General features: G+C 29.2%; 21 protein-coding genes, 1 pseudogene and 1 riboswitch. Of the genes and pseudogenes, 11 read left to right on the forward strand and 11 right to left on the reverse strand.

The genetic code is table 11. The features are described 5' to 3' along the window. Positions 1–20: 20 nt before the first annotated feature. Together Q0O83_RS09505 and Q0O83_RS09510 are read left to right on the forward strand one after the other, a co-directional pair. Positions 21–3,716, forward strand: coding sequence for a hypothetical protein (locus Q0O83_RS09505; RefSeq protein WP_294096529.1), 3,696 nt, complete (start codon positions 21–23; stop codon positions 3,714–3,716). Between the two features lie 69 nt (positions 3,717–3,785). Further along, positions 3,786–4,250 carry a hypothetical protein gene (locus Q0O83_RS09510; RefSeq protein ID WP_294096531.1) on the forward strand — a complete coding sequence of 155 codons (465 nt, stop codon included), beginning with the start codon at positions 3,786–3,788 and terminating at the stop codon, positions 4,248–4,250. Positions 4,251–4,323: 73 nt separating this feature from the next. Here Q0O83_RS09510 and Q0O83_RS09515 read toward each other — a convergent pair whose 3' ends face one another. Next, positions 4,324–4,815, reverse strand: a complete 492-nt coding sequence (locus tag Q0O83_RS09515) for a hypothetical protein (RefSeq protein WP_294096533.1) — start codon at positions 4,813–4,815, stop codon at positions 4,324–4,326. A gap of 43 nt (positions 4,816–4,858) precedes the next feature. Further along, positions 4,859–4,934: riboswitch (cyclic di-GMP riboswitch) on the reverse strand. A 159-nt stretch (positions 4,935–5,093) separates the two neighbouring features. Between Q0O83_RS09515 and Q0O83_RS09520 the strand changes: the two genes are divergently transcribed. Then, the gene (locus Q0O83_RS09520; protein WP_294096535.1) at positions 5,094–5,351 is read left to right on the forward strand and encodes an ATP synthase subunit I; all 258 of its coding nucleotides are present in this window, start codon (positions 5,094–5,096) and stop codon (positions 5,349–5,351) included. Positions 5,352–5,486: 135 nt separating this feature from the next. Further along, positions 5,487–6,398, forward strand: a complete 912-nt coding sequence (locus Q0O83_RS09525; protein WP_294096537.1) for a sirohydrochlorin cobaltochelatase — start codon at positions 5,487–5,489, stop codon at positions 6,396–6,398. A gap of 61 nt (positions 6,399–6,459) precedes the next feature. On the opposite strand, the gene Q0O83_RS09530 is transcribed toward Q0O83_RS09525, so the two are convergent. The 6 genes from Q0O83_RS09530 to Q0O83_RS09555 are packed head-to-tail and all read right to left on the reverse strand — an operon-like array spanning position 6,460 to position 12,619. Continuing rightward, positions 6,460–7,683, reverse strand: coding sequence for an ABC transporter permease (locus tag Q0O83_RS09530; protein WP_294096539.1), 1,224 nt, complete (start codon positions 7,681–7,683; stop codon positions 6,460–6,462). Continuing rightward, positions 7,680–8,357, reverse strand: a complete 678-nt coding sequence (locus Q0O83_RS09535; protein ID WP_294096542.1) for an ABC transporter ATP-binding protein — start codon at positions 8,355–8,357, stop codon at positions 7,680–7,682. The genes Q0O83_RS09530 and Q0O83_RS09535 overlap by 4 nt, the downstream gene beginning before the upstream one ends. Next, on the reverse strand, positions 8,354–9,457 hold the full coding sequence (locus Q0O83_RS09540) for an efflux RND transporter periplasmic adaptor subunit (protein ID WP_294096544.1): 1,104 nt from the start codon (positions 9,455–9,457) through the stop codon (positions 8,354–8,356). Before Q0O83_RS09540 ends, Q0O83_RS09535 begins: the two co-directional genes overlap by 4 nt. Then, positions 9,457–10,701, reverse strand: coding sequence for a TolC family protein (locus tag Q0O83_RS09545; RefSeq protein WP_294096545.1), 1,245 nt, complete (start codon positions 10,699–10,701; stop codon positions 9,457–9,459). The genes Q0O83_RS09540 and Q0O83_RS09545 overlap by 1 nt, the downstream gene beginning before the upstream one ends. Before the next feature lie 14 nt (positions 10,702–10,715). Next, positions 10,716–11,963 (reverse strand): HAMP domain-containing sensor histidine kinase, encoded by a 1,248-nt coding sequence (locus Q0O83_RS09550; RefSeq protein WP_294096546.1) that lies wholly within the window; start codon positions 11,961–11,963, stop codon positions 10,716–10,718. Then, positions 11,960–12,619 carry a response regulator transcription factor gene (locus tag Q0O83_RS09555; RefSeq protein ID WP_294096547.1) on the reverse strand — a complete coding sequence of 220 codons (660 nt, stop codon included), beginning with the start codon at positions 12,617–12,619 and terminating at the stop codon, positions 11,960–11,962. The genes Q0O83_RS09550 and Q0O83_RS09555 overlap by 4 nt, the downstream gene beginning before the upstream one ends. 230 nt (positions 12,620–12,849) lie before the next feature. Here Q0O83_RS09555 and Q0O83_RS09560 point away from each other — a divergent pair, with 230 nt between their 5' ends. Next, positions 12,850–13,092, forward strand: a complete 243-nt coding sequence (locus Q0O83_RS09560) for a hypothetical protein (protein ID WP_294096549.1) — start codon at positions 12,850–12,852, stop codon at positions 13,090–13,092. 41 nt (positions 13,093–13,133) lie between these two features. Here Q0O83_RS09560 and Q0O83_RS09565 read toward each other — a convergent pair whose 3' ends face one another. Further along, positions 13,134–13,460: a hypothetical protein gene (locus Q0O83_RS09565; protein ID WP_294096551.1), complete on the reverse strand. Its 327-nt coding sequence runs from the start codon at positions 13,458–13,460 to the stop codon at positions 13,134–13,136. Positions 13,461–13,986: 526 nt separating this feature from the next. Between Q0O83_RS09565 and Q0O83_RS09570 the strand changes: the two genes are divergently transcribed. After that, positions 13,987–15,462, forward strand: a complete 1,476-nt coding sequence (locus Q0O83_RS09570) for a sodium-dependent transporter (protein ID WP_294096553.1) — start codon at positions 13,987–13,989, stop codon at positions 15,460–15,462. Positions 15,463–15,472: 10 nt separating this feature from the next. Beyond that, positions 15,473–15,565, forward strand: a complete 93-nt coding sequence (locus tag Q0O83_RS09575) for a MetS family NSS transporter small subunit (RefSeq protein WP_294096555.1) — start codon at positions 15,473–15,475, stop codon at positions 15,563–15,565. Positions 15,566–15,611: 46 nt separating this feature from the next. On the opposite strand, the gene Q0O83_RS09580 is transcribed toward Q0O83_RS09575, so the two are convergent. Beyond that, positions 15,612–16,118, reverse strand: a complete 507-nt coding sequence (locus Q0O83_RS09580) for an Rrf2 family transcriptional regulator (protein WP_294096557.1) — start codon at positions 16,116–16,118, stop codon at positions 15,612–15,614. A 45-nt stretch (positions 16,119–16,163) separates the two neighbouring features. On the opposite strand from Q0O83_RS09580, the pseudogene Q0O83_RS09585 reads away from it, so the two are divergent. Beyond that, positions 16,164–16,536: pseudogene (locus Q0O83_RS09585) on the forward strand (pyridoxamine 5'-phosphate oxidase family protein). A gap of 9 nt (positions 16,537–16,545) precedes the next feature. Next, a complete protein-coding gene (locus tag Q0O83_RS09590; RefSeq protein WP_294096558.1) occupies positions 16,546–16,638 on the forward strand; it encodes a 4Fe-4S binding protein in 93 nt (30 codons plus the stop codon). A gap of 14 nt (positions 16,639–16,652) precedes the next feature. Here Q0O83_RS09590 and Q0O83_RS09595 read toward each other — a convergent pair whose 3' ends face one another. Next, positions 16,653–16,973, reverse strand: coding sequence for a helix-turn-helix domain-containing protein (locus Q0O83_RS09595; RefSeq protein ID WP_294096560.1), 321 nt, complete (start codon positions 16,971–16,973; stop codon positions 16,653–16,655). 132 nt (positions 16,974–17,105) lie between these two features. On the opposite strand from Q0O83_RS09595, the gene Q0O83_RS09600 reads away from it, so the two are divergent. Continuing rightward, positions 17,106–17,615 carry a lactoylglutathione lyase family protein gene (locus tag Q0O83_RS09600; protein ID WP_294096562.1) on the forward strand — a complete coding sequence of 170 codons (510 nt, stop codon included), beginning with the start codon at positions 17,106–17,108 and terminating at the stop codon, positions 17,613–17,615. Positions 17,616–17,647: 32 nt separating this feature from the next. On the opposite strand, the gene Q0O83_RS09605 is transcribed toward Q0O83_RS09600, so the two are convergent. Next, a complete protein-coding gene (locus Q0O83_RS09605; protein WP_294096564.1) occupies positions 17,648–18,349 on the reverse strand; it encodes a GntR family transcriptional regulator in 702 nt (233 codons plus the stop codon). 153 nt (positions 18,350–18,502) lie between these two features. Between Q0O83_RS09605 and Q0O83_RS09610 the strand changes: the two genes are divergently transcribed. Then, complete coding sequence (locus Q0O83_RS09610; protein ID WP_294096566.1) at positions 18,503–20,107, forward strand: PTS transporter subunit EIIC; 1,605 nt, start codon at positions 18,503–18,505, stop codon at positions 20,105–20,107. The last annotated feature ends 3 nt before the right edge of the window (positions 20,108–20,110 follow it).

The raw sequence follows: 20,110 nt of genomic DNA on the forward strand, positions 1-20,110 counted from the left end.
GGTGTGGAGCAGGGGAAAAGGTGGAGATAACTTCAAAGCCTTACCTATTGCTATATAAGGGAGTTGTAATAGGAAAGGTATATTTAGATTTAGATGATGATGGTTTATTTAATGAAGAGAAGGATATCCCGGTTTCGGGGGTAAAGATATTTTTAGAAAATGGAGATTTTGCAATAAGTGATAGATTTGGAAAGTATAGTATATATGGAGTTGATGCATTAACTCATGTGGCTAAAGTTTATCAAAACACATTGCCTCTAGGGACAAAAACAAAGAAAATATCAAATCTTCATAGTAGAAATGGTGAATCTCGATTTATAGATTTAAAAAAAGCTGAGTTAGGAAGAGCTGATTTTGCACTGACTCTAGATGGAAGTAGAGATTTAGAATTTGTAAAGAAAATATTAGAGAAAAGATATGAAGTTTTAGCTCAAAATGATTATGAGTTAGATAAAGCAATCGAGGGAAAATTTTTAGATCAAAAAAAACTGGGAACTAGAAGTGAGTTATCCAATGAACGAGCAACACTTGATGGACGAAATGAATTAGATATAGAAGGTATTAGAAGTATGGTCTTATACGAAAATCTTGCAGTAGAAGAAAAAGAAGCAGAAGAAAAGAAAAGTTTAGTTGAAGAGTGGAATTTGATTCCAGACCATAGATTAGAAGCCGCTCTTTATACTTTTAATAATGATTTAGATATTATAAATGTTGAGGATAAAAGATTGGTTCCAGAGTTTATGAGTTTTCAAGTAAAAGGACCTGGAGAAGGAACGTTAAAACTTTTTACAAATGATATAGAAGTTTCTCCAGCTAATATAACTTTGACAGCAAAAGTTGCTGAAACAAATGTATTCTTTTTAGAATATAGTTCGGTAAAGTTAGATCCTGGAAAAACAGTTCTTAGACTTTCATATCATGATATGTTTGGTGTTGAAAGAGGTAGAATAGAGAAAGAGGTTTTTGTAAAAGGAAAGTATGATGATGTAAAAGTTGAAATAGTTGATAGCTCTGAAGACAGTACCTTAAAAAAAATAAAAATAACAGGTATAGATCAGTATGGATATGGAATAGATCAAAGTTTAACTGTAACTATTGATACAAATAAAGGAAGATTTATAAGTAGTGAAGGAGTGACAGAAAGTAGTGTAACTTTTGTAACGAATTTAGATGGTTATGGAGAGATTGGATATAGACCAAGTCCAGGAAAAAACAAAGTGACTTTTAAAATAAATGCCGAAGGAAAAGAGAAAGAGGTATCTCTTGAAGTTGAGGGGGATGAGCAGGATTTCTTTTTAAATGGAGTTATTGAAGGCCGATATAATTTTAGTAAAAACAGAGATATGAACTTCTTCTTTGAAAAAGAGATTGATTCTCATAAAGATAAGTTTTTCTATAGAGGAGCAGTATATGCAGAGGGAAATATAGATGATATAGGTTATTTAACTTTAACTTATGATACGAATAAAAATAATGAGGATAAATTCTTCTCATACAAAGACCCAGAAGAATATTATCCAATCTTTGGTGATAACTCAACTAAAGGATATGTTGGAAAATCTAAAGATAATCTATTTTTAAAGATGGAAAGAGATCAATCCTATTTATTGTATGGAGATTATAAAACTGGCGAGATACTAAATCAAAGATTGAGATTGGGAAGATATGATAGAACTTTGACAGGAGCTGTAGTTAAATATGAAGATGAAAATGTTTTAGTAACAGGTTTTATAGCTGAAACCTCTAATGTAAAGTATCAAGAGGAGTTTCGTGGTGAAGGAGTTTCAGGACCATATAAACTTACTAGAAGAGATATAGTAGAGGGAAGTGAAAAAGTTGTACTTATTGTTAGAGATAAAATAAGTGGATTGATTTTAGAGGAAGAAAATTTAGTGTTAGGTGACGATTACACTCTTGAATATGATTTTGGAAGACTATATTTTTCAGAACCAATACCTAGTATGGATTTGAGTTTTAATCCAATCTATATTAAAGTTTCATATGAAGTGGAGGATGAAAATGGAAAGAAAAGTTTGGTTTATGGTGGCGAGGCCAACTACAAAGTAAATGACAAGGTGATAGTTGGAACCTCTGTTTTTAAAGATGAAAGAGAGACAGAGAAGCAAGAGGTTATGAATCTACATGCAATTTATGAAAATGAAGATACATTGGTTGTTGTTGAACAGTCATTTACAACAGATGAGTTAAGTGAGAAAGGAAATGCTACATCTATATTTGCACAATATGAAAAAGAACATTTAAAAGTTGGGGCAATATATGAAAGAGCAACACCTGAGTATGATAATGAAGATGCAAATGTTGAGGATGGTATTCACAGAGGTAAAATTGAAGCAGAGTATAAATTTGAGGAAAAAGGTAAAGTAAAACTCGAATCATCATTAGAAGAAAGAACACTAGAAAGTGGAAGTAAGGAAAGAAAAATTGATACTTACTTGGGTTATGAAAGTGAATGGATAAAAAATTTTCAGTATGAAGCGGGATTACGTCAATATATAAAAGAAAATATAACAGAGTTAGAAACTGTTTATAGTCTTGGAGGAAGAGTAACTTGGAAAGGAATGGAAAGTGATAAGCTAAAACTGTTTTTAGAGTATGAGCAAGGGCTTGAAAATCCTGATCAAAAAAGGATAGCAATTGGAGCAGATTATAAATTGTTTGAGAGAACATCTGTTTATATGAGACATGAATTAGTTTCAGAACTTAGTGATTTCTACTATTTAGAAGGGAATGAGGAGAGCAATAGAACAGTCTTCGGAGTTAAAACAAATTATTTAGAGACAGAGATATATTCAGAGTATCGAGAGGAGAATGATGATGAATCTGTGATTCCTGAGTTTGCATATGGGTTTAAAAGAAAGTTTAAGCCGATAGAAAATTTAGAAATATTTGGAACTTTTGAAAGAGTTAGTGCTCTAAGTAATGAGGAAAATAGTGAAACAAATCTAACAGTAGGTTACGATTATGAAGAACTTAAATTTGGAAGAATGAGAGGAGAGTTTGAATTTGAGATAGAGGATAATTCATCGTTTTTAAATAAACTTAGTTATGGAAAACAATTAAATAAAAGTACATATTTTATAGCTAAAAATAGATATTATGCAGAAGATAATGAAGAGGAAAATAGACTTTTAATTGGACTAGCTTATAGAGATGCAGATGATAACTCTTACCATGCTCTTAATAAATATGAGTTTAACTATTCAAAAAATATTGTAGATGAAAACTATAAAAAATATACACATATAATAAGAAGTGCTCATAATTTTCAAAATGAAACAAATAGTGAAAAAAATCTAACATTAGCTGCAAAAAGTAGTAATATAAAATATGATGGAACAGAAAGTAGTTACAGAAGTTATTTACTTGCAGGAGGAATAAGTTATGATCTTTTTGAAAACTGGACAGCTGGAATTAATTTAGCAACACTGTTTGATAGTGAAAGAAATATAGACTATGGTTTAGGATTTGAACTGGGATATATTTTTAAAAGTAATTTATGGCTATCTTTAGGATATAACTTTATTGGATTTAGAGATAAAGATTTTGATCCAAATGGCGAATTAGCTCAAGGATTGTTTTTAAGATTTAGAATGAATGTGGGAGATATATTTGATAATTATAGAGGAAAAGGAAAAAAAGAGCCTCCAGAAGAAGTTGAAATAGTAGATGTGTATAATTTACCTAAAGAAAAATAATAAAGGTTATTTATTTTATGAAAATATGTTATACTATTAATCTGAGAAAATATTATGGAGGAATTTCCAATGAATGAGATATTAGTAAAAATTTCAAAAAAATATATGGTGGCTTTAGAAAAGCAAAGTCCTGATGATAAAGAGAGTAATGTAATATATGGAAAGATGTTACATATATTAGAAAAAAATCCTGAATTAAATCTTTTTGGACTTTTAGAAGAGTTAAATAAAGGTAAAAAGTTTTATGAGAAGAACAAAGTTAGAAATCGTAGAGATAGATTGACAAATCTAGATATTATGATAAAAAATGCAAATACAATCGTTGATAATCTTTTAGAAGAGGATGAGGAAAGCTTTAGAAAAATAGAGAGAAGCTTAAATAGAAGCGATATATATAGAGATAGAATGGTTATGAATATCTTATTAGCTGAGTTCCCATCACACGAGTTGCATGAAGTTTACTATACAATAAAAAATGATCAATGTAAAAAGTTTTTATTAGAAGTTGTGAATGAATTAAGAGAAGCAAACTAAAAATAAAACATCCTTCGTAGTAGTAAGTAGCTACTATAAAGGATGTTTTTTATTTTTTAAAATTAAATAGAATCTATTGATAAAGAGCTCTTAAAACAATCTGTCCAGAATAAACTCCAAAGTGTGATTCATCTGGACTAGTTGAAGCAGCAATATGTAGAGTTCTACTACCCTTTTCAGATAGATGAACTACATTATTCTTTGGTGAAAGGTATCCATTAAAACCACCGTCATTATTTGTGCAGTTAAAAGCAATTTCAAGTGGTTTACCATTTGTTTTAGATTTAAGTGGTAAATAATAGCTATTTCCATCAGATTCTAAACCTTCAAAACTAACTAAAACATTTAAATTTTCCTCTCCATGCAATGTAAAGCTAGAATAAGCCGCTCTAAAATCTCCTGGAAGTATATCACCAAAATCTAAATCTGAATCAGCAGTTACGGTTAAAGGTTTAACAACTTTTGCTGTGACATTCATAACTCCTTGAACACTTGAATCTTCTAAAGCTGGTGAAGTATATGCAAGTATTCCAAATAAAAAACTAAAAGTTAAAACTTTTTTCATTTAATTCCCTCCTCTTAAAACAAAAAAACCAACTACACAAAAAAAGTGTAGCTGGCTGTCATTTTAAAGACCCTGTAGCTTTGCGTCATAAGATTTCTCTTATTTTGCCAAAATATAAATACTGTACTAAAATAATATAACAAAAAATAGGAAAAGTCAAATACTTTTACTGTATATTTTAAAATATAAATTAATTGGAAGGAAAACTGTTTATTTTTTTGTAAATAAAATTGTAGAATTAATGATAGAAATTCTTAAAATATAAGGAGATGAGTTAGATGGTTATTGCATTTATAGGTGGAATTGTTTTAGGATTTTTATTTTTTTATAGTCTAGATTTTGGGATAAATGAAAGTAAAAAATTTAAAAATCCATCGTTATTTATATTTATTACATCTCTAATTAGAGTTATAATTCTTTTAGCGGGTTTTTATTTCTTGGCACAAAGCAGTGGGCATAAATTTTTTGCAGCTTTAGTGGGAGCTTTAGTATCTAGAATATATATTGTATATTTTTATAAGAATAAAAGAAATTAAGTAGTTAAATATCAATATAATATATGTACACTTTCCACAATATTCTTTTTTTATAGAAAGGTTGAAATAAATATAATCTAGTGTTAATATACCCCTGTGAGATTGAAAAATCAAAATTAAACGGGGGTATATTTTATGAAAAAATTATTATTATCACTATTTTGTTTGTCATCAGCAATGGTTATGGCTCATGGTGAAGAGGCTTTTGAGGATGCAAATTTCTATACTGGAGGAAAAAGTGCTGTAATTATGACACACTTTGGAACAACACACAAAGACACTAGAGCTAAAACAATTGATACGATTAATCAAAAAGCTATTAAAGCATTTGATGGAAAAGCAGATGTTTTTGAAGCCTATACATCTAGAATTGTGACGAAAAGAGTAGAAGCTAATGAGGGTATAAAAAAGTATAATCCAAGTGAAGTTTTAACTTCATTAAAAAAACAGGGATATAAAAATGTTATTATACAGCCAACAAATATAATAGATGGTGTAGAGATGGAATCTATTAAAAGAGAGGCTCTTCTTCATTCAAAAGATTTTAATAATTTAAGAGTGGGAGATGCACTTTTAACAGACCCACACCACTATGAAGACACAATAAAAGCTATTATGAAAATAGCTGCACCTATGGGAAAAAGAGAGGGTGTGGTTTTAGTGGGACATGGAACTTATAACTCTGCGACATCAGCTTATGCTATGTTTGACTATATGGCTAAAGATATGAATGAGCCAATTTATGTTGGAACAGTTGAAGGGTATCCAACTTTAGAGAATGTTGTGAGACAGTTGAAAAAAGATGGAAAAAAAGAGATAACTTTAATGCCTATGATGTTTGTAGCTGGAGATCATGCAAAAAATGATATAGCTGGAGATTGGAAAGAAAGTTTAGAAAAAGAGGGGTTTAAAGTAAAAGTAAAACTTACTCCTTTAGGAGAGATTCCTGAAATTCAAGATATGTTTGTAGGAAATGCAAAATTCTTAGAAAAACATAGAAGTATAGATATTATAGAGAAAAAAGCTGGTTATGCAAAAAATAAATAGTTATAATTAAAAAAATTCCCGTCAAGTTTCTAAAACTAAAACGGGGATTTTTTATTTAAAGTTATTCAGCTCTTAAAGCATCGATAGGATTAAGTTGTGAAGCCTTTTTAGCTGGAGTAACTCCGAAGATAACTCCAATAAAAGTAGAGACCCCAAGGGCTGACGAAATAGAAAGTATTGAAAATACTGGTGGGATATTTACAAAGTATCCAATTATAAGAGCTAACGAAACTCCGATAGCTACACCCACAACTCCACCTATTCCTGTTAAAATAACAGATTCCATTAAAAATTGAATTAAGATGTCTTTATTAGTAGCTCCAATAGCTTTTCTTATTCCAATCTCCTTTGTTCTTTCAATAACACTAACCAACATTATATTCATAACTCCGATTCCACCAACAAAAAGTGAGATACCAGCAACAAAAGTTATAAATAGATTTAGAGTACTCAGAATTTTATCAAATGAAGCAGCAGCATTACTCATAGTTTCAACTTGATATAGTCCTTTAACTCCGCTAATATCCTCTAAAACTTTATTAGCAGCACTCATATCAGTAGCTAACTCTTCTGGGTTTTTAGACTCTACAATTATAGAGTTATATCCTCCTGTAGATAGATTATAAACTTTATCATACGTGTTAAGTGGGGTCCTCATAAATCTAGGGATTCTTTGTCCACCCATAACTTTAACAAGTTCTTCTAATGGATTTTTAAAAACTCCAACAATTTTATAAGTGATAGGGCTATTTTTTCTTCCGATGGCAAAAGACATCTCATTTCCAACAGCATTTTCTGAACTACCAAAAAGACTTTTAGCGGTAAGATTATCTATCACTAAGATTTTCTCACCTTTTTCATATTCAAATGGAAGAAAAGCTCTACCGTAAAGATATTCAGCTTTGTCAATTTTCTCATAGTCTGGAGTAGTTGCAGTGAGCTGTATCATCTCACGTCTACGCCCCACTTCAATAAAAACTCTAGTACTTATATTTGCACTCACATTTTTAAAAAGATTAGTTGATTTTAAACTTTCTATTATCTCTGGTTCTAAAAGATATTTCCATCTAAACTCTTCATCATCTTTATCAACTGAGATTGTAAATTTTCCATATCCGCCCTCTTTTAAATCTCCCGTTATATTTTGTTGTCCACCTTTTCCAATAGCAGACATTGTTATAACGGAAGATATTCCAATGATAATTCCGAGCATAGTTAAAAATGATCTGACTTTATTACCTCTTAAATTCTGTATAGCACCTTTTAAACTTTCTAAAAAATTCATATACTTCTCACATCCTCAATAACCTGACCATCTTTGAATCTGATAACTCTTTTACAAGCTTTACCTACCTCAGGTTCATGTGTAACTATAATTATAGTTTTCCCTTGTTCGTTCAACTCTTTAAAAAGTTGCATAATCTCTTTTTCAGAAGTACTATCTAGGTTTCCAGTGGGTTCGTCAGCTAAGATTATAGCAGGTTCATTAACAAGAGCACGAGCTATGGCTACTCTTTGTCTTTGTCCTCCTGAAAGTTCATTAGGTTTGTGATCTAATCTATCACCTAATCCTACTTTTTCAAGTACAGCTTTGGCTTTTTTAGTTCTTTCTTTATGATGAACTCCAGAATATAGGAGTGGAAGCTCAACATTTTCTAAAGCTGATAACTTTGAAAGTAGATTGAATGATTGGAATACAAAGCCAATTTTTTTATTTCTAATTTTAGAGAGCTCTTCATCTTTTAGTTTTGAGACTTCAATTGCATCTAAAATATATTCACCCTCGAAAGTGTGGTCAAGACATCCTAAAATATTCATCATAGTTGATTTTCCACTTCCACTACTTCCCATAATAGCAACAAACTCACCTTTTTCGATAGAGAATGTTATATCTTTTAGAGCGTGAAGTTTCATCTCACCGTTTATATAGTATTTATCTAAATTTTTAATTTTTATCATTGAGGTTTCTTACCTTTCCCTCTAGTAGATTCACTTGAAATCTCAGAGATATTTATAGTTACTTTTTCATCGGAATTTAAAGATTCTCTTGGATTTGTTAAGAATATCTCTCCAGTAGTTAATCCCCTAGTGATGATGATATTATCTCCTTTTAAATCTTTAAATTCGACAACTTTTTTTTCAATTTTTCCATTTTCATCAGAAGTGTAGATATAGTATTCGTTATTATCAAAAAGTAAAGATGTTGATGGAATTATTATTCCAGGTTCATCCTCACCTAAGAAGATTCTAGCTGAAACTTTGAAACCAGGTACAATATGTGGAATCTCCTCTGTAGGTCTAACTTCAACTTGTAAAACATTTTCCGAAGTTGTTTTAGAAACTTGAGAAACTCTTGAAATCTTTGTGATAACTCCTGGATATGATATTTTCTTTTCGAAAACTTCTGGTTTTATAACTAATTTTTGATCTAACTTAATCTCTTTAACTTCATATTCAGGAACCTCTAAAATTATTTTAATATCTGAGAGATCTGCAAGCTCTAAAAGAGGTTCATCTGTATTAACAGAGTAGTTTTCTTGAGCGTAAAGTGTTGTAACAGTTCCACTAACAGGACTTTCTATTTTTTCAGCTGTCTTTTCTAAATCCTCTTTATAGTAATCTATACTGATTTCAGATGTTCTTATCTGCTCAGCAAGTTCTTTTACAGAGTTGTTAGAGCTCCCACCTATTTTATTTAGCTCTTTTTCAACAGAATAGTTTCTTTTTAATTTAGAAAGATTTATCTCCTCTTTTTCCAAATTTCTTTTTATATTATTTCTTTCTGTTTCATCAAACGTCATTAAAAGTTGTCCTTTTTCTACAAAGTCTCCCTCTTGTATAAGAACATTTTTAACTTTTAATTTTTTATCTACGAAAACTTTTTTAGTGTCATTTGCCTCGACGCTTCCATCTACATCAATAAAGCCACTTCCTTTACTAAGAACAGCTCTTTGAGCATTGTATGTGATTTCAGATGAAGTGTTTTGACTTTTAGTTCCACATGCAGTAAGACCTAAAGTCATCGTTAAAATTATCGGTATTAAATATTGTTTTTTCATTAAATCTCACTCCTTACTATAATTTGATAGATATATGCATTTAAAGAGTTTTTAGCTTTCTCCTTTGAAACTTGAAGCTCAAGATAGGTGTCAAAGGCTTCCATAACTTCTGTGTAACTAACTTTTCCAAGTGAATTTTCTAATTTTTTTATATCATATTTACTTTTTTCTAAATTAGCACGATTTTCTAAAACAAGATAATCCTTTTGTAAAGTAAAATAACTGTCTTGGACTTTATATCTTTCAGCCATAGCTTCATTAACTTTTTGGTTGTAAGTAACTTCCTGTTGCATCAGAGAGCTTTCCTCATTGTATAAATTAATATCTTTATAGAAGATATCTTTTGAAAACTTTAGGAAAACTCTATTCTCATCATTTTCATTATTTCTTTCAACACCAACAGAAATCTCAGGCATATTGTTATCATATTTCATATATTTTATATTTTCTTTTGAAATCTCTTTTTCTAGTTGTAATTTTTGAATATCTTTTTCTCCAACATTTGTAATATATCTATCCAAATCACTTACAGCTGGAGATATATCAAGAAGAGATACTCCTGCAAGTTTAAGATTGTAATCGTAATAAAATCTCTCTAAAATTTTATCAAGAATACTTTCAATCTTTTGAATTTCTAACTTAATATTATTATAACTAACTAGAAGACTATCTAAATCAATTTTTGGAATAGCCCCTAACTCATAAGATTTTTCGAGAATAGTTTTCTCTTTTTCTAAAGTTAAAAGAGCATTTTGTTTAAGCTGTAACTCAAATTGATTATCTTTATACTCTTTATAAAGAGATATAAGATTTAATTTTTGAGTTTCTAGTCCTTGTTTTAGCTCAAGAGTTGTAACATCTCTTGTTATTTTCAGTTTATTTAGTTCACTATCATTTTTAGAAAGAATCAAATCTTTAAGGCTTCTTTGAACTCCATATGTAACCTTATTATCCTCATCTTTTTGCTTTTCACCTTGAACATAAAAATCTCCATATGTAACTGTACTTTGGAAAGTGTATCTTTTTTCTTCATCCTTATACTCTGTACTACCATCAACAGCAACGCCATTATATCTTCCAGTTTTATAAAAATCTTCTTTGAAGTCATTTTGACTATTTTTTAGATTATACAATTGATTTTGATAAGATGTTAGATTGATCTCATTCAATAGATTATCCAAAGTTACTTCTTTTGAGTAAAGAAGCTTACTTAAAAGTAGGGTTATTAGTATATATTTTTTCATTTGTTCTCCTTTCGTTATTGCTTTAGAAATACTTTGAAAATAACTACTTCATCAGTTTCATCGTAATAAAGTTTATAGTTTAAAGAAAGATTTTTTAATATTTCTGAAACAACGGATAAACCTAGTCCAGTTCCACCATATTTTCTAACTTTTTTATCATTTTTTTTAGAAAATGGTTTGAAATATTCAGTTATATTTTCATTATTCAATGGATGACTACTATTTTTTATAGTTATAGCTTCATTATCTAAAATTATATTGATATTTTTTTTCTCGTTTACATAGGCTAAAGAGTTTATAATCAAATTATTCAAACATCGATCTAAAAGTTTTTTATCACTTTCTATAGTTATCTCTTCCAAATTTAAATTTAGATTGATATTATTGAGTTTAAAATCCATAGAGTAACGTTTTAAAATATTTTCTAAAGTCTCTTTTAAATTAATACTTTCTTTTTTTATAGGAATATATCCTGATTCCATTTTACAGTAGAAAAGTAATTCTTGAATGAGAGCATTCATATTAGAAGCTTCTTGGTTTATATTTTTACATATATCAGGAATCTCTTCATCTTCGATAATCCCATCTAAAATAGCCCCGCTATAACCATCTATTATAGCAACAGGTGTTTTTAACTCATGAGTGACATTAGATATAAAGTTTTTTCTAAAAAGTTCAGATTTTTTTTGTTTTTCTAACTCCTCTTTCAGTTGAGCATTCAGTTCTAAAAGTTCAGATTCTATAGGTTGCCCCATTTTTATAGAAAAAACATAGGCTATATATAAGTTGATTGGAATACTTAGAAATATTATATAGATAAAAAACTTCAAAGTAGATTTGATAACATCACTTATTGGCGCAACAGAGGTCGCTACAACTAGCATATACTCCTCATCAAGTTTTTTAGCTAAAACAATTCTTCGAATATTATCTCGACCAGTTTGAACATCAATAACAGTTTTTCCTGATTTTAGATCTTCCCATAGATAATTCTCTATGAATTTCATAGAATGAATTTTTGAATTTTTTTTATCTTTTGTAAACGAAATCTCTCTTATGAATATACCATTTTGTTCTGAAAGTTCTGAAAGTTCTTCAAAATTTTTACGAGTATATTGTTCACTAAGAGATGTAAGCTCTCGTTTTTTTAGTCTGATTTGGTAATTTTCTAGAAAAAGATAGTTTATAAGGACATAAATAGCTATGAATCCATATGTAAGTGCATTAAGAAATAGAAATATTTTTAAAGATATTCTTCTCATTCATTCACCTCTTGGAATTTATAACCAACTCCTCGAATTGTTTTTATATATCCTTCACCAATTTTTTTTCTCAGAATTTTTATCTGTGTATCAACAACTCTTTCGTCGACTTCAAAATCCATTGGCCAAATATTATTTAATATTTTTTCTCTTGTTAAAACCAAGTCTTTATTTAAAATAAAATACATCAGAAGAGCAAAGCCTTTATTTCCTAAATTAAGCTCCTCTCCATTTTTAATAACTTTATAGTTTTCCTTATCAAGTTCGAGTTCACCAATTTTTTCAAGAGTTGTAAATCTATTTCTTTTGATAAGCGAGTTAATACGAGCCATTAAAATTTTTGGTTTAAAAGGTTTGCCTATATAATCCTCTACACCAAGTTCAAGTCCTCTTATTTCATCCTCCTCTTCAGTTCGAGCAGTTAACATAAAAATAGGAGTATTTGATATTTTCTTTATCTCTTTGCATACCTCCCATCCTTGAATTCCAGGGAGCATTACATCAAGTAAAACTAAGGCATAGTTATCTTCATAAAATTTTTCTAAACCAGCTTCTCCAGTTGAAGCTTCAATAACATCATATCCCTCTTTTTCAAGATATCTTTTTAGAATATCTCTTAAAAAATCTTCATCTTCTATAATTAAAATTTTTTCCATAAATAATCTCCTATATTAAAATTAAAGTAACAATATATTCTAACTTAATTTTCAAATATAATCTATTCTATTTTAATTTTGTGTATTTTATGTGTAATTAAAATTCGAAATATACTGAATAAAAATATAAAGCTGTACTTTTTCGTCTATTTGAGATACAATAAAGTATTGAATGTTTTATGGTTTTATAAGTTTTACAGGTTTTGCAATAAATTTTTATGGGAGCATTTATGAGTTATGTAAAAAAACAAGAACTAAAAAAACAGTTTAAAGTGGAGATATTTAAGGGAGTTCAAATAATTGACAATGAATCATACGATATAATTGATTCGAGAAAATTTTTCCCAACTTCTGAAGACGCTGTAAAGTATGCGGGAAGTATAAAAGATAGATTAGAGGGTGACTGGGTTATTAGATTTTTCAAGAAAAATGAAGAAAACTGGGAGCTTGCAGAGATAATTACAAAAGACTAAACAATAAAAGACCTTACTTTTAAAGTAAGGTCTTTTATTATTTAAGCTTCCAAGTTATTTATATCCTCATCTCCAAATATAATCCACCAAAGGTGTTTTCCTTTTTCTATACTAAGTATCTCTTTTATACATGAGTTTTGGTTATCATTATTGATAAGCTTAATATATAGAGGTTCTTTCGTTGTTTTTGGAAGCATATCCCATAATAATAACGTTTTAAATCTTAAATCATTTTCATCATATTCTCTTAAGGTTTTCAAAGTTGATAAACTTTTTTTGTAATATTCATTATCAAAATTGAAGGTAAGTATTTTTTCGTCTGCAATATCTTTTAACATTACTTTTGGTGCCTTTTTTTTAATTTTCATGGACAGTTCTCCCTCTAATTTTTTTATTTTTATAAACTTAAATATTTTGGAGAAGCTTTTATTCAAAAAGTATAAATTTTGAACAAACGACAATATACTATATTGTATCATAAAATGAATAAGAAAGATTGTTTTATATTTTTAATTCCTATTTTTTATTAAAAAATTGACATTTAAGAAAAAATATGACATAATAGTTTAAAATTAGAAAGGGAGGACAAAATGAAAAATATAGCAATTAAAGAAATCAAATTTAATAATGTACTCCTATTACTGGCAGACTTACTGTAGCAATTGTGTTTATGAAAATAATGTAGAAAAAACTACATGGAATCATAGATGCAATTGCGTTTTACGTTGTTCATCTGTGAGGGCCAGTAGTTTATTGATAAATAAATGGAGACCTCATAATAAAAATATGAGGTTTTTTTAATCCTAGGTCTAAACCTCATATTAATTTATGGGGTTTTTATTTTTATAAAATTAGAACTATTAATTTAAAATAAAAGCGATTTAGGAGGATTTTGTGGAAGAAAATAGAGAGCAGTGGAGCTCAAAGATGGGTTTTATTATAGCAGCAATAGGATCAGCAGTTGGTCTTGGAAATATATGGAGATTTCCTTATGTAGTTTATTCAAATGGTGGAGGTGCATTTTTAATTCCATATTTTGTAGCAATATTTACAGCAGGAATTCCATTGTTAATATTAGAATATGGAGTTGGTCATAAATATAGAGGTTCGACACCTCTTTCACTGTTTAGAATAAATAAAAAATTTGAGTGGATGGGTTGGTGGCCAATTATAAGTTCTGGAATTATACTTTGTTATTATTCATTAGTTCTTAGCATGGCAATGAAATACTTGACGCTTAGTTTTACTAAAGGATGGGGAGTAGATTCAAATAGTTATTTTTATAATGATTTTTTAAATATTTCAAGCTCACCTTTTGATTTTAAAGGGATTAATAGTCATGTATTAGTAGGAATTATAGCTATTTGGATGATAAATTGGTTTATTTGTTATAAGGGAATAAAATCTGGAATTGAAAAATATAATAAAATTTTATTACCTTGTTTATTAATAATTGTAATGATTATTGTGATTAGAGGGGTTACTTTAGAAGGAGCAACTCTTGGATTGAATACTTTATTTACTCCTGATTGGAGTAAGCTTAAAAATCCAAAAGTTTGGATTGCAGCTTATGGACAAGTATTTTTCTCTCTTAGTGTTGGAACAGGAATAATGATGACATACTCAAGCTATCTACCTAAGAAAACAGATATCAACAACAGTGCGTTTATGACAGCTTTTGCTAACTGTAGTTTTGAATTTATATGTGCTATTGGAGTATTTTCAATACTGGGAGTTATGGCTTTTTCTTCAGGTGTTCCAGTAAATGAAGTTGTTAGCAGCGGTATTGGATTAGCTTTTATAGCATTCCCTAAAGTTTTTTCTCTTATGGGAATCTGGGGAAATATACTTGGAGTTTTATTCTTTATGTGTTTAACATTTGCAGGAATAACCTCTGCAGTTTCATTAGTTGAAGCTATATCAGCAGCGATAGTAGATAAATTCAATATTGAACGTAAGATTGTTGTTACAAGAATATCTATCTGTGGATTTTTATTGAGTATTATATTTGCAACAAATAGTGGTCTATACATTTTAGATATTATGGATAATTTTATAAATAACTATGGAATTGTAAGTGTAGGATTGCTAGAAAGTTTTGTAATAGGATGGTATTTAAATGCAGATATTATTAGAAATCATACGAATAGTATCTCTTATATTAGAATAGGTTCTTGGTGGAATATTATAATAAAATATATAACTCCTTTATTTTTATTTTTAATCTTGATTCAAAGTATATTTAATGAGTTTAAAGCACCGTATGGAGGTTATTCAGGATGGGCTTTGACAGTTTACGGATGGATTATTATTTTAATTGGGATTTTAGGAGCTATAATATTAAGTAAAAAAACATGGAAGAGTAATTAAAGGAGAGAAAATGACAAACGAAGCGATAATATTTATGACTTTAGGATTAACAACACTTTTAGGCGGATTAATAACAACATTTATAATAAATTTTAAAAAATAAAAAATGGAGATAGTCAGATTTGGCTATCTCCATTTTTCTTTAGATTTTAAAACTCTTTTCTCTCTTTAAACCATTGCATAGTTTCAATTTCAGTTTCTTTTGGCAATATTCTACCGTAGACCTCTTTATAAAGCCAAGCTAGATTTTTCTTAGAAAGATATTTTTTCATCTCATCCTCACCCTCTTGCATAACTACTTTTATAAAGCAAGGGCATTTTGTATGTGTTGCGGGTAGATTATTTGGATCTAGTAAGATATTTTTTTGTCTAATCTCAGCACATTGGAAAAGAGGTTCTTTTCCTTCAACAGCTTCAACTACATCCCAAAATGAGATGTTTTCGGCAGGACGAGCTAATTCATATCCACCTTTAACTCCAGGAACAGATTTAGTTATTCCAGCTTTTCCAAGCTTGGTAAAAACTTTTGATAAGTATGATTCAGAAACTCCTTGGAACTCTGCTAAATCTTTTATTCCAACATAATCTTTATCTTTTAATTTAACAATATATAACAAACAATGAAGAGCGTATTCAACTTCTACAGACATTTTCATAATTAAATCCTCCATCTATCTATAATATGATTTTAGGAGGATTTTATGTTTAATGAGAAATTTTTAGAGGTTATATCAAAAGAGGGAGTTGTATCAATTGTAACGACTGGAGTAGATGAAGCTCATGTGTCAAATACTTGGAATAGTTATTTAACTATAGTTGAAGAGAATAAAATTTTAATTCCAGCAGCAGCTATGATAAAAACAGAGAAAAATATAGATTTTAATAATAAAGTTAAGTTAACACTTGGGAGTCATGAAGTTATGGGATATAGATATATGGGAACTGGTTTTTTTAATTGAAGGAACAGCAAAATTTTTAAAATCAGGAGAGCATTTTGATATGATGAAGGAAAAATTCTCGTTTTTAACAAGAGTTTTAGAAATTACAGTTACTTCGTATAAGCAAACACTGTAAGGAGAAAAAATGATAAGAGAGATTGATTCTTCAGCTTGTGTAAGTTGTGGAGCTTGTACATTGGTTTGTCCAATGAATGCAGTTATAGAAAAAGCAGCCTAGATTTAGGCTGCTTTTTAATTTCTAGACCCCCACTCATGCATAAGTGTTAAAATTGGAATTAACTCCATCCCTTTTTCTGTAATAGAGTATTCAACTTTCGGAGGAACTTGGGGATATTCTTTTCTATTTATTAAGCCATCTTCTGCAAGCTCTTTAAGCTGTTGTGCTAACATTTTGTGATTTATTCCATTTAATCTTTTTTTTAGTTCACCATATCTATGAATTCCCTCTGTTCCAAGATGCCATAGAATAACGGGTTTCCATTTTCCACCCATAAAATCTAATGTATACTCAATAGAGCATTGATATTTTTCTCTTCTTTCTAAATCTCTCATATTCACTCCTTTACTTACTTTTTAGATAGTATATTACTAAAAAGTGCATACTTTACATAATTATTATATTAATATATACTAAATGAGTAAATAACGCAAGTTAAAATTTTAAGTAATTTAGGAGGAAAAAATATGTATCCAAGAAATTTTTCACATATAGGAATATCAGTACCAAACTTAGAAGAGGCTGTTAAATTTTATAGCGAAGTTATGAATTGGTATGTAATAATGGCACCAACTTTAGTAAAAGAGGAGAAGGAAACAGCAATAGGAGTAATGTGTATTGATGTTTTCGGAGAAAACTGGGGTGAATTTAAGATAGCTCACCTTTCAACAGGAGATGGAATAGGAATAGAGTTATTTGAATTCCCACAAAATGACAGACCAAGAAATGAGTTCAATCCATACCCTACAGGAGTGTTCCACTTCTCAGTAAAGGATCCTAACATTGAAGAGTTAACAGCTAAAATTGTAGCTGCTGGTGGAAAGCAAAGAATGCCAATCAGAGAATACTATCCAGGAGAAAAACCATATAGAATGGTTTACTGTGAAGATCCATTTGGAAATATAATTGAAATTTATACTCACTCATATGAAATGCACTATGGTGCTGGAGCTTACCAACACGAATTAAAAGATTAATAAGAAAGCAAGGAATTTTTTCCTTGCTTTTTCTATCTTTTAGAAATAAATGAAAATTCATAAATTTTTGGATTAAAATAAAGCTCACTATATTCAAAAGCAATATCATCTTTTGAAATTCCAATAGATGTTTTATAAAAAATTGGTTCAGATTCTCTTAAATCAAAAATTTTTACCAAATCTTTATCTGGTAATATGGGTGTAATTTTGTTGTAACTTTCTTTTATTGATAAAGTTTTTTCAACAAAATCATATTTAGAACCTAACATAATATCTTTACTTAATTCTGGGAAAAGTTTCTTAGGAAGATATGTATTTTCAAGATTTGCAGGAATATCATCCAAATAACGAACTCTTTTTATAAAAAAGAAAATCTCATCAGATTTACAATTAAATATCTCTATCAATTTAGAATCTGCATAAATCTCCTTAAACTCAATAACATCAGTATGTGGAGTTTGATTTAAAAAATGAGATTTCTCACTAAAACTTAATTGTTCACTTATATTTAGATTTAAAGTATTTTTTTTAATATAATTTCCACTTCCAACACGTTTTTCTAAAAGTCCTTTTAATACCAAATAGTCAATAGCATTTCTAACTGTAACTCTAGTTACATTGTATTCTTCTGCTAAAACTCTTTCAGCTGGAAGACGTTCATTTTTTTTATATACATTATTTAAAATTTTCTCTTCTAACTCTTTTGCAATTGCAATATACCTAGGTAATTTCATTCAGCTCTCCTATAAATTTTTTGTTTTATTCTTTAATTATAATTTTTATTTTAAAAAAAATCAATAAAAAAACTATTGACAAATTTCTAAAAATGAAATATTATGGATTTGTAATTGGTATATACCAATTTAAAAAATAGTTTTGGGGGTAACATGGAAAGAGTTTTAAAAAAAGATAACGGTTTAAATTTTGAAAGTCTAAAAAAAACTATAACTCGATTGGGTACCGAGTTTTCTAAAGGTATTTTAGTACCTGTATTCACACTTCCGATAGTTGGTATGTTGTTAGCAGTTGGGGTATTGCTCACAAATCCATCTATACCAATTTCTAAAATTGAATGGATTAATAATTTTGGAGTTTTAACAAAAGATTCATTACTAAGTATTTTTATAAATCTATCTCCCGTTTTTGCTGTAGGTATTGCATCGGGAATGGCGAAAAGAAAAAAAGGAGATGCTGGATTAAGTGGAATTATTTTATTCTTTATCTTTCTTTATGCAATGAATTCATTTATGAAAATAAATAACTTGCTAGTTACTGGAGATTTAAGAGGAAGTGGACAAAGCTTAGTCTTAGGAGTTCAAGTTTTAGATATGGGTGTTTTTTTAGGAATAATTTTAGGATTAGTTACATCATACCTTCATAATAAATTTGTTGAGAAAGAGTTTGATGGAGCTATGAGACTTTATGGAAGTTCAAATTTAGCACTTCTAATTGGAATTCCAGTAGTAATAATGTTATCAATTTTCTTTACATATACGTGGCCGATAATTCAACTCTTCATAGCTAAAATGACAAATACAATAGTTTCAACAGGAGTATTTGGAGTAGGAATTTATGGATTTTTAGAAAGAGTGTTAATACCAACAGGTTTACATCATCTTTTATGGGTACCAGTTGAACTTTCTTCTATAAGTGGAACGGGTGTAGTTGATGGGCAATATTTAGAAGGTGTTAGAAATATAGCAATGGCAGAATTATCATCATCAAGTGTAGATAGATTAGGACCAGGAGCAGTATATTTAACAAAAGCGATGAGTAAGATGTTTGGGTTAGTTGGAGCTGCTTTAGCTATGTATAAGTGTTCAAATAGTGATTTAAAAGAAAAAACAAAAGGAATTTTAATTCCAGCTGTAGGAGCAGCAGTTTTAGCTGGGGTAACAGAGCCGTTAGAATTTTCATTTTTATTCACAGCTCCCTTACTATTTGTAGTTCATGCAATTTTAGCTGGACTTGGAATGGCAGTAGCAGCTTTACTTGATTTGAGAGTGATTGCGGTATCAGGAGGAATAGAATTTTTGGCTATGATGTTACCAGCAGGATCAAAAGGTGATACATTTAAATTTATCTTATTAGGATTAGCACAAATAGGTCTATACTTTGGAATCTTTACTCTTCTAATTAAAAAGTTTAATTTAAAGACACCTGGAAGAGAAGGGGAAGATGTTAAACTTTATACAAAGCAAGATTATAAAGAAAAGCAATCAGAAACATCTGTCAAAACTAACAGCGATAAAGCTAAAAATATAGTTTTAGGTTTAGGTGGATCTGAGAATATAAAAAGTGTTACAAATTGTTACTCTCGATTGAGGGTTCAAGTTGCTAATTTAAATAGTATAGATGAAAGTATTTTAAATACAACAGGATGTAGTGGAATCGTTAAAAACTCTGAAGGAGTTCAAATTATATATGGCTTATCAGTTCAAAAGATAAAAAAAGAAGTTTGTAAAGAATTAAATATAAAAGATGAAGAATAAGGG

Origin of the sequence: uncultured Cetobacterium sp., from assembly GCF_945952365.1 — a bacterium.
Lineage (GTDB): Bacteria > Fusobacteriota > Fusobacteriia > Fusobacteriales > Fusobacteriaceae > Cetobacterium_A.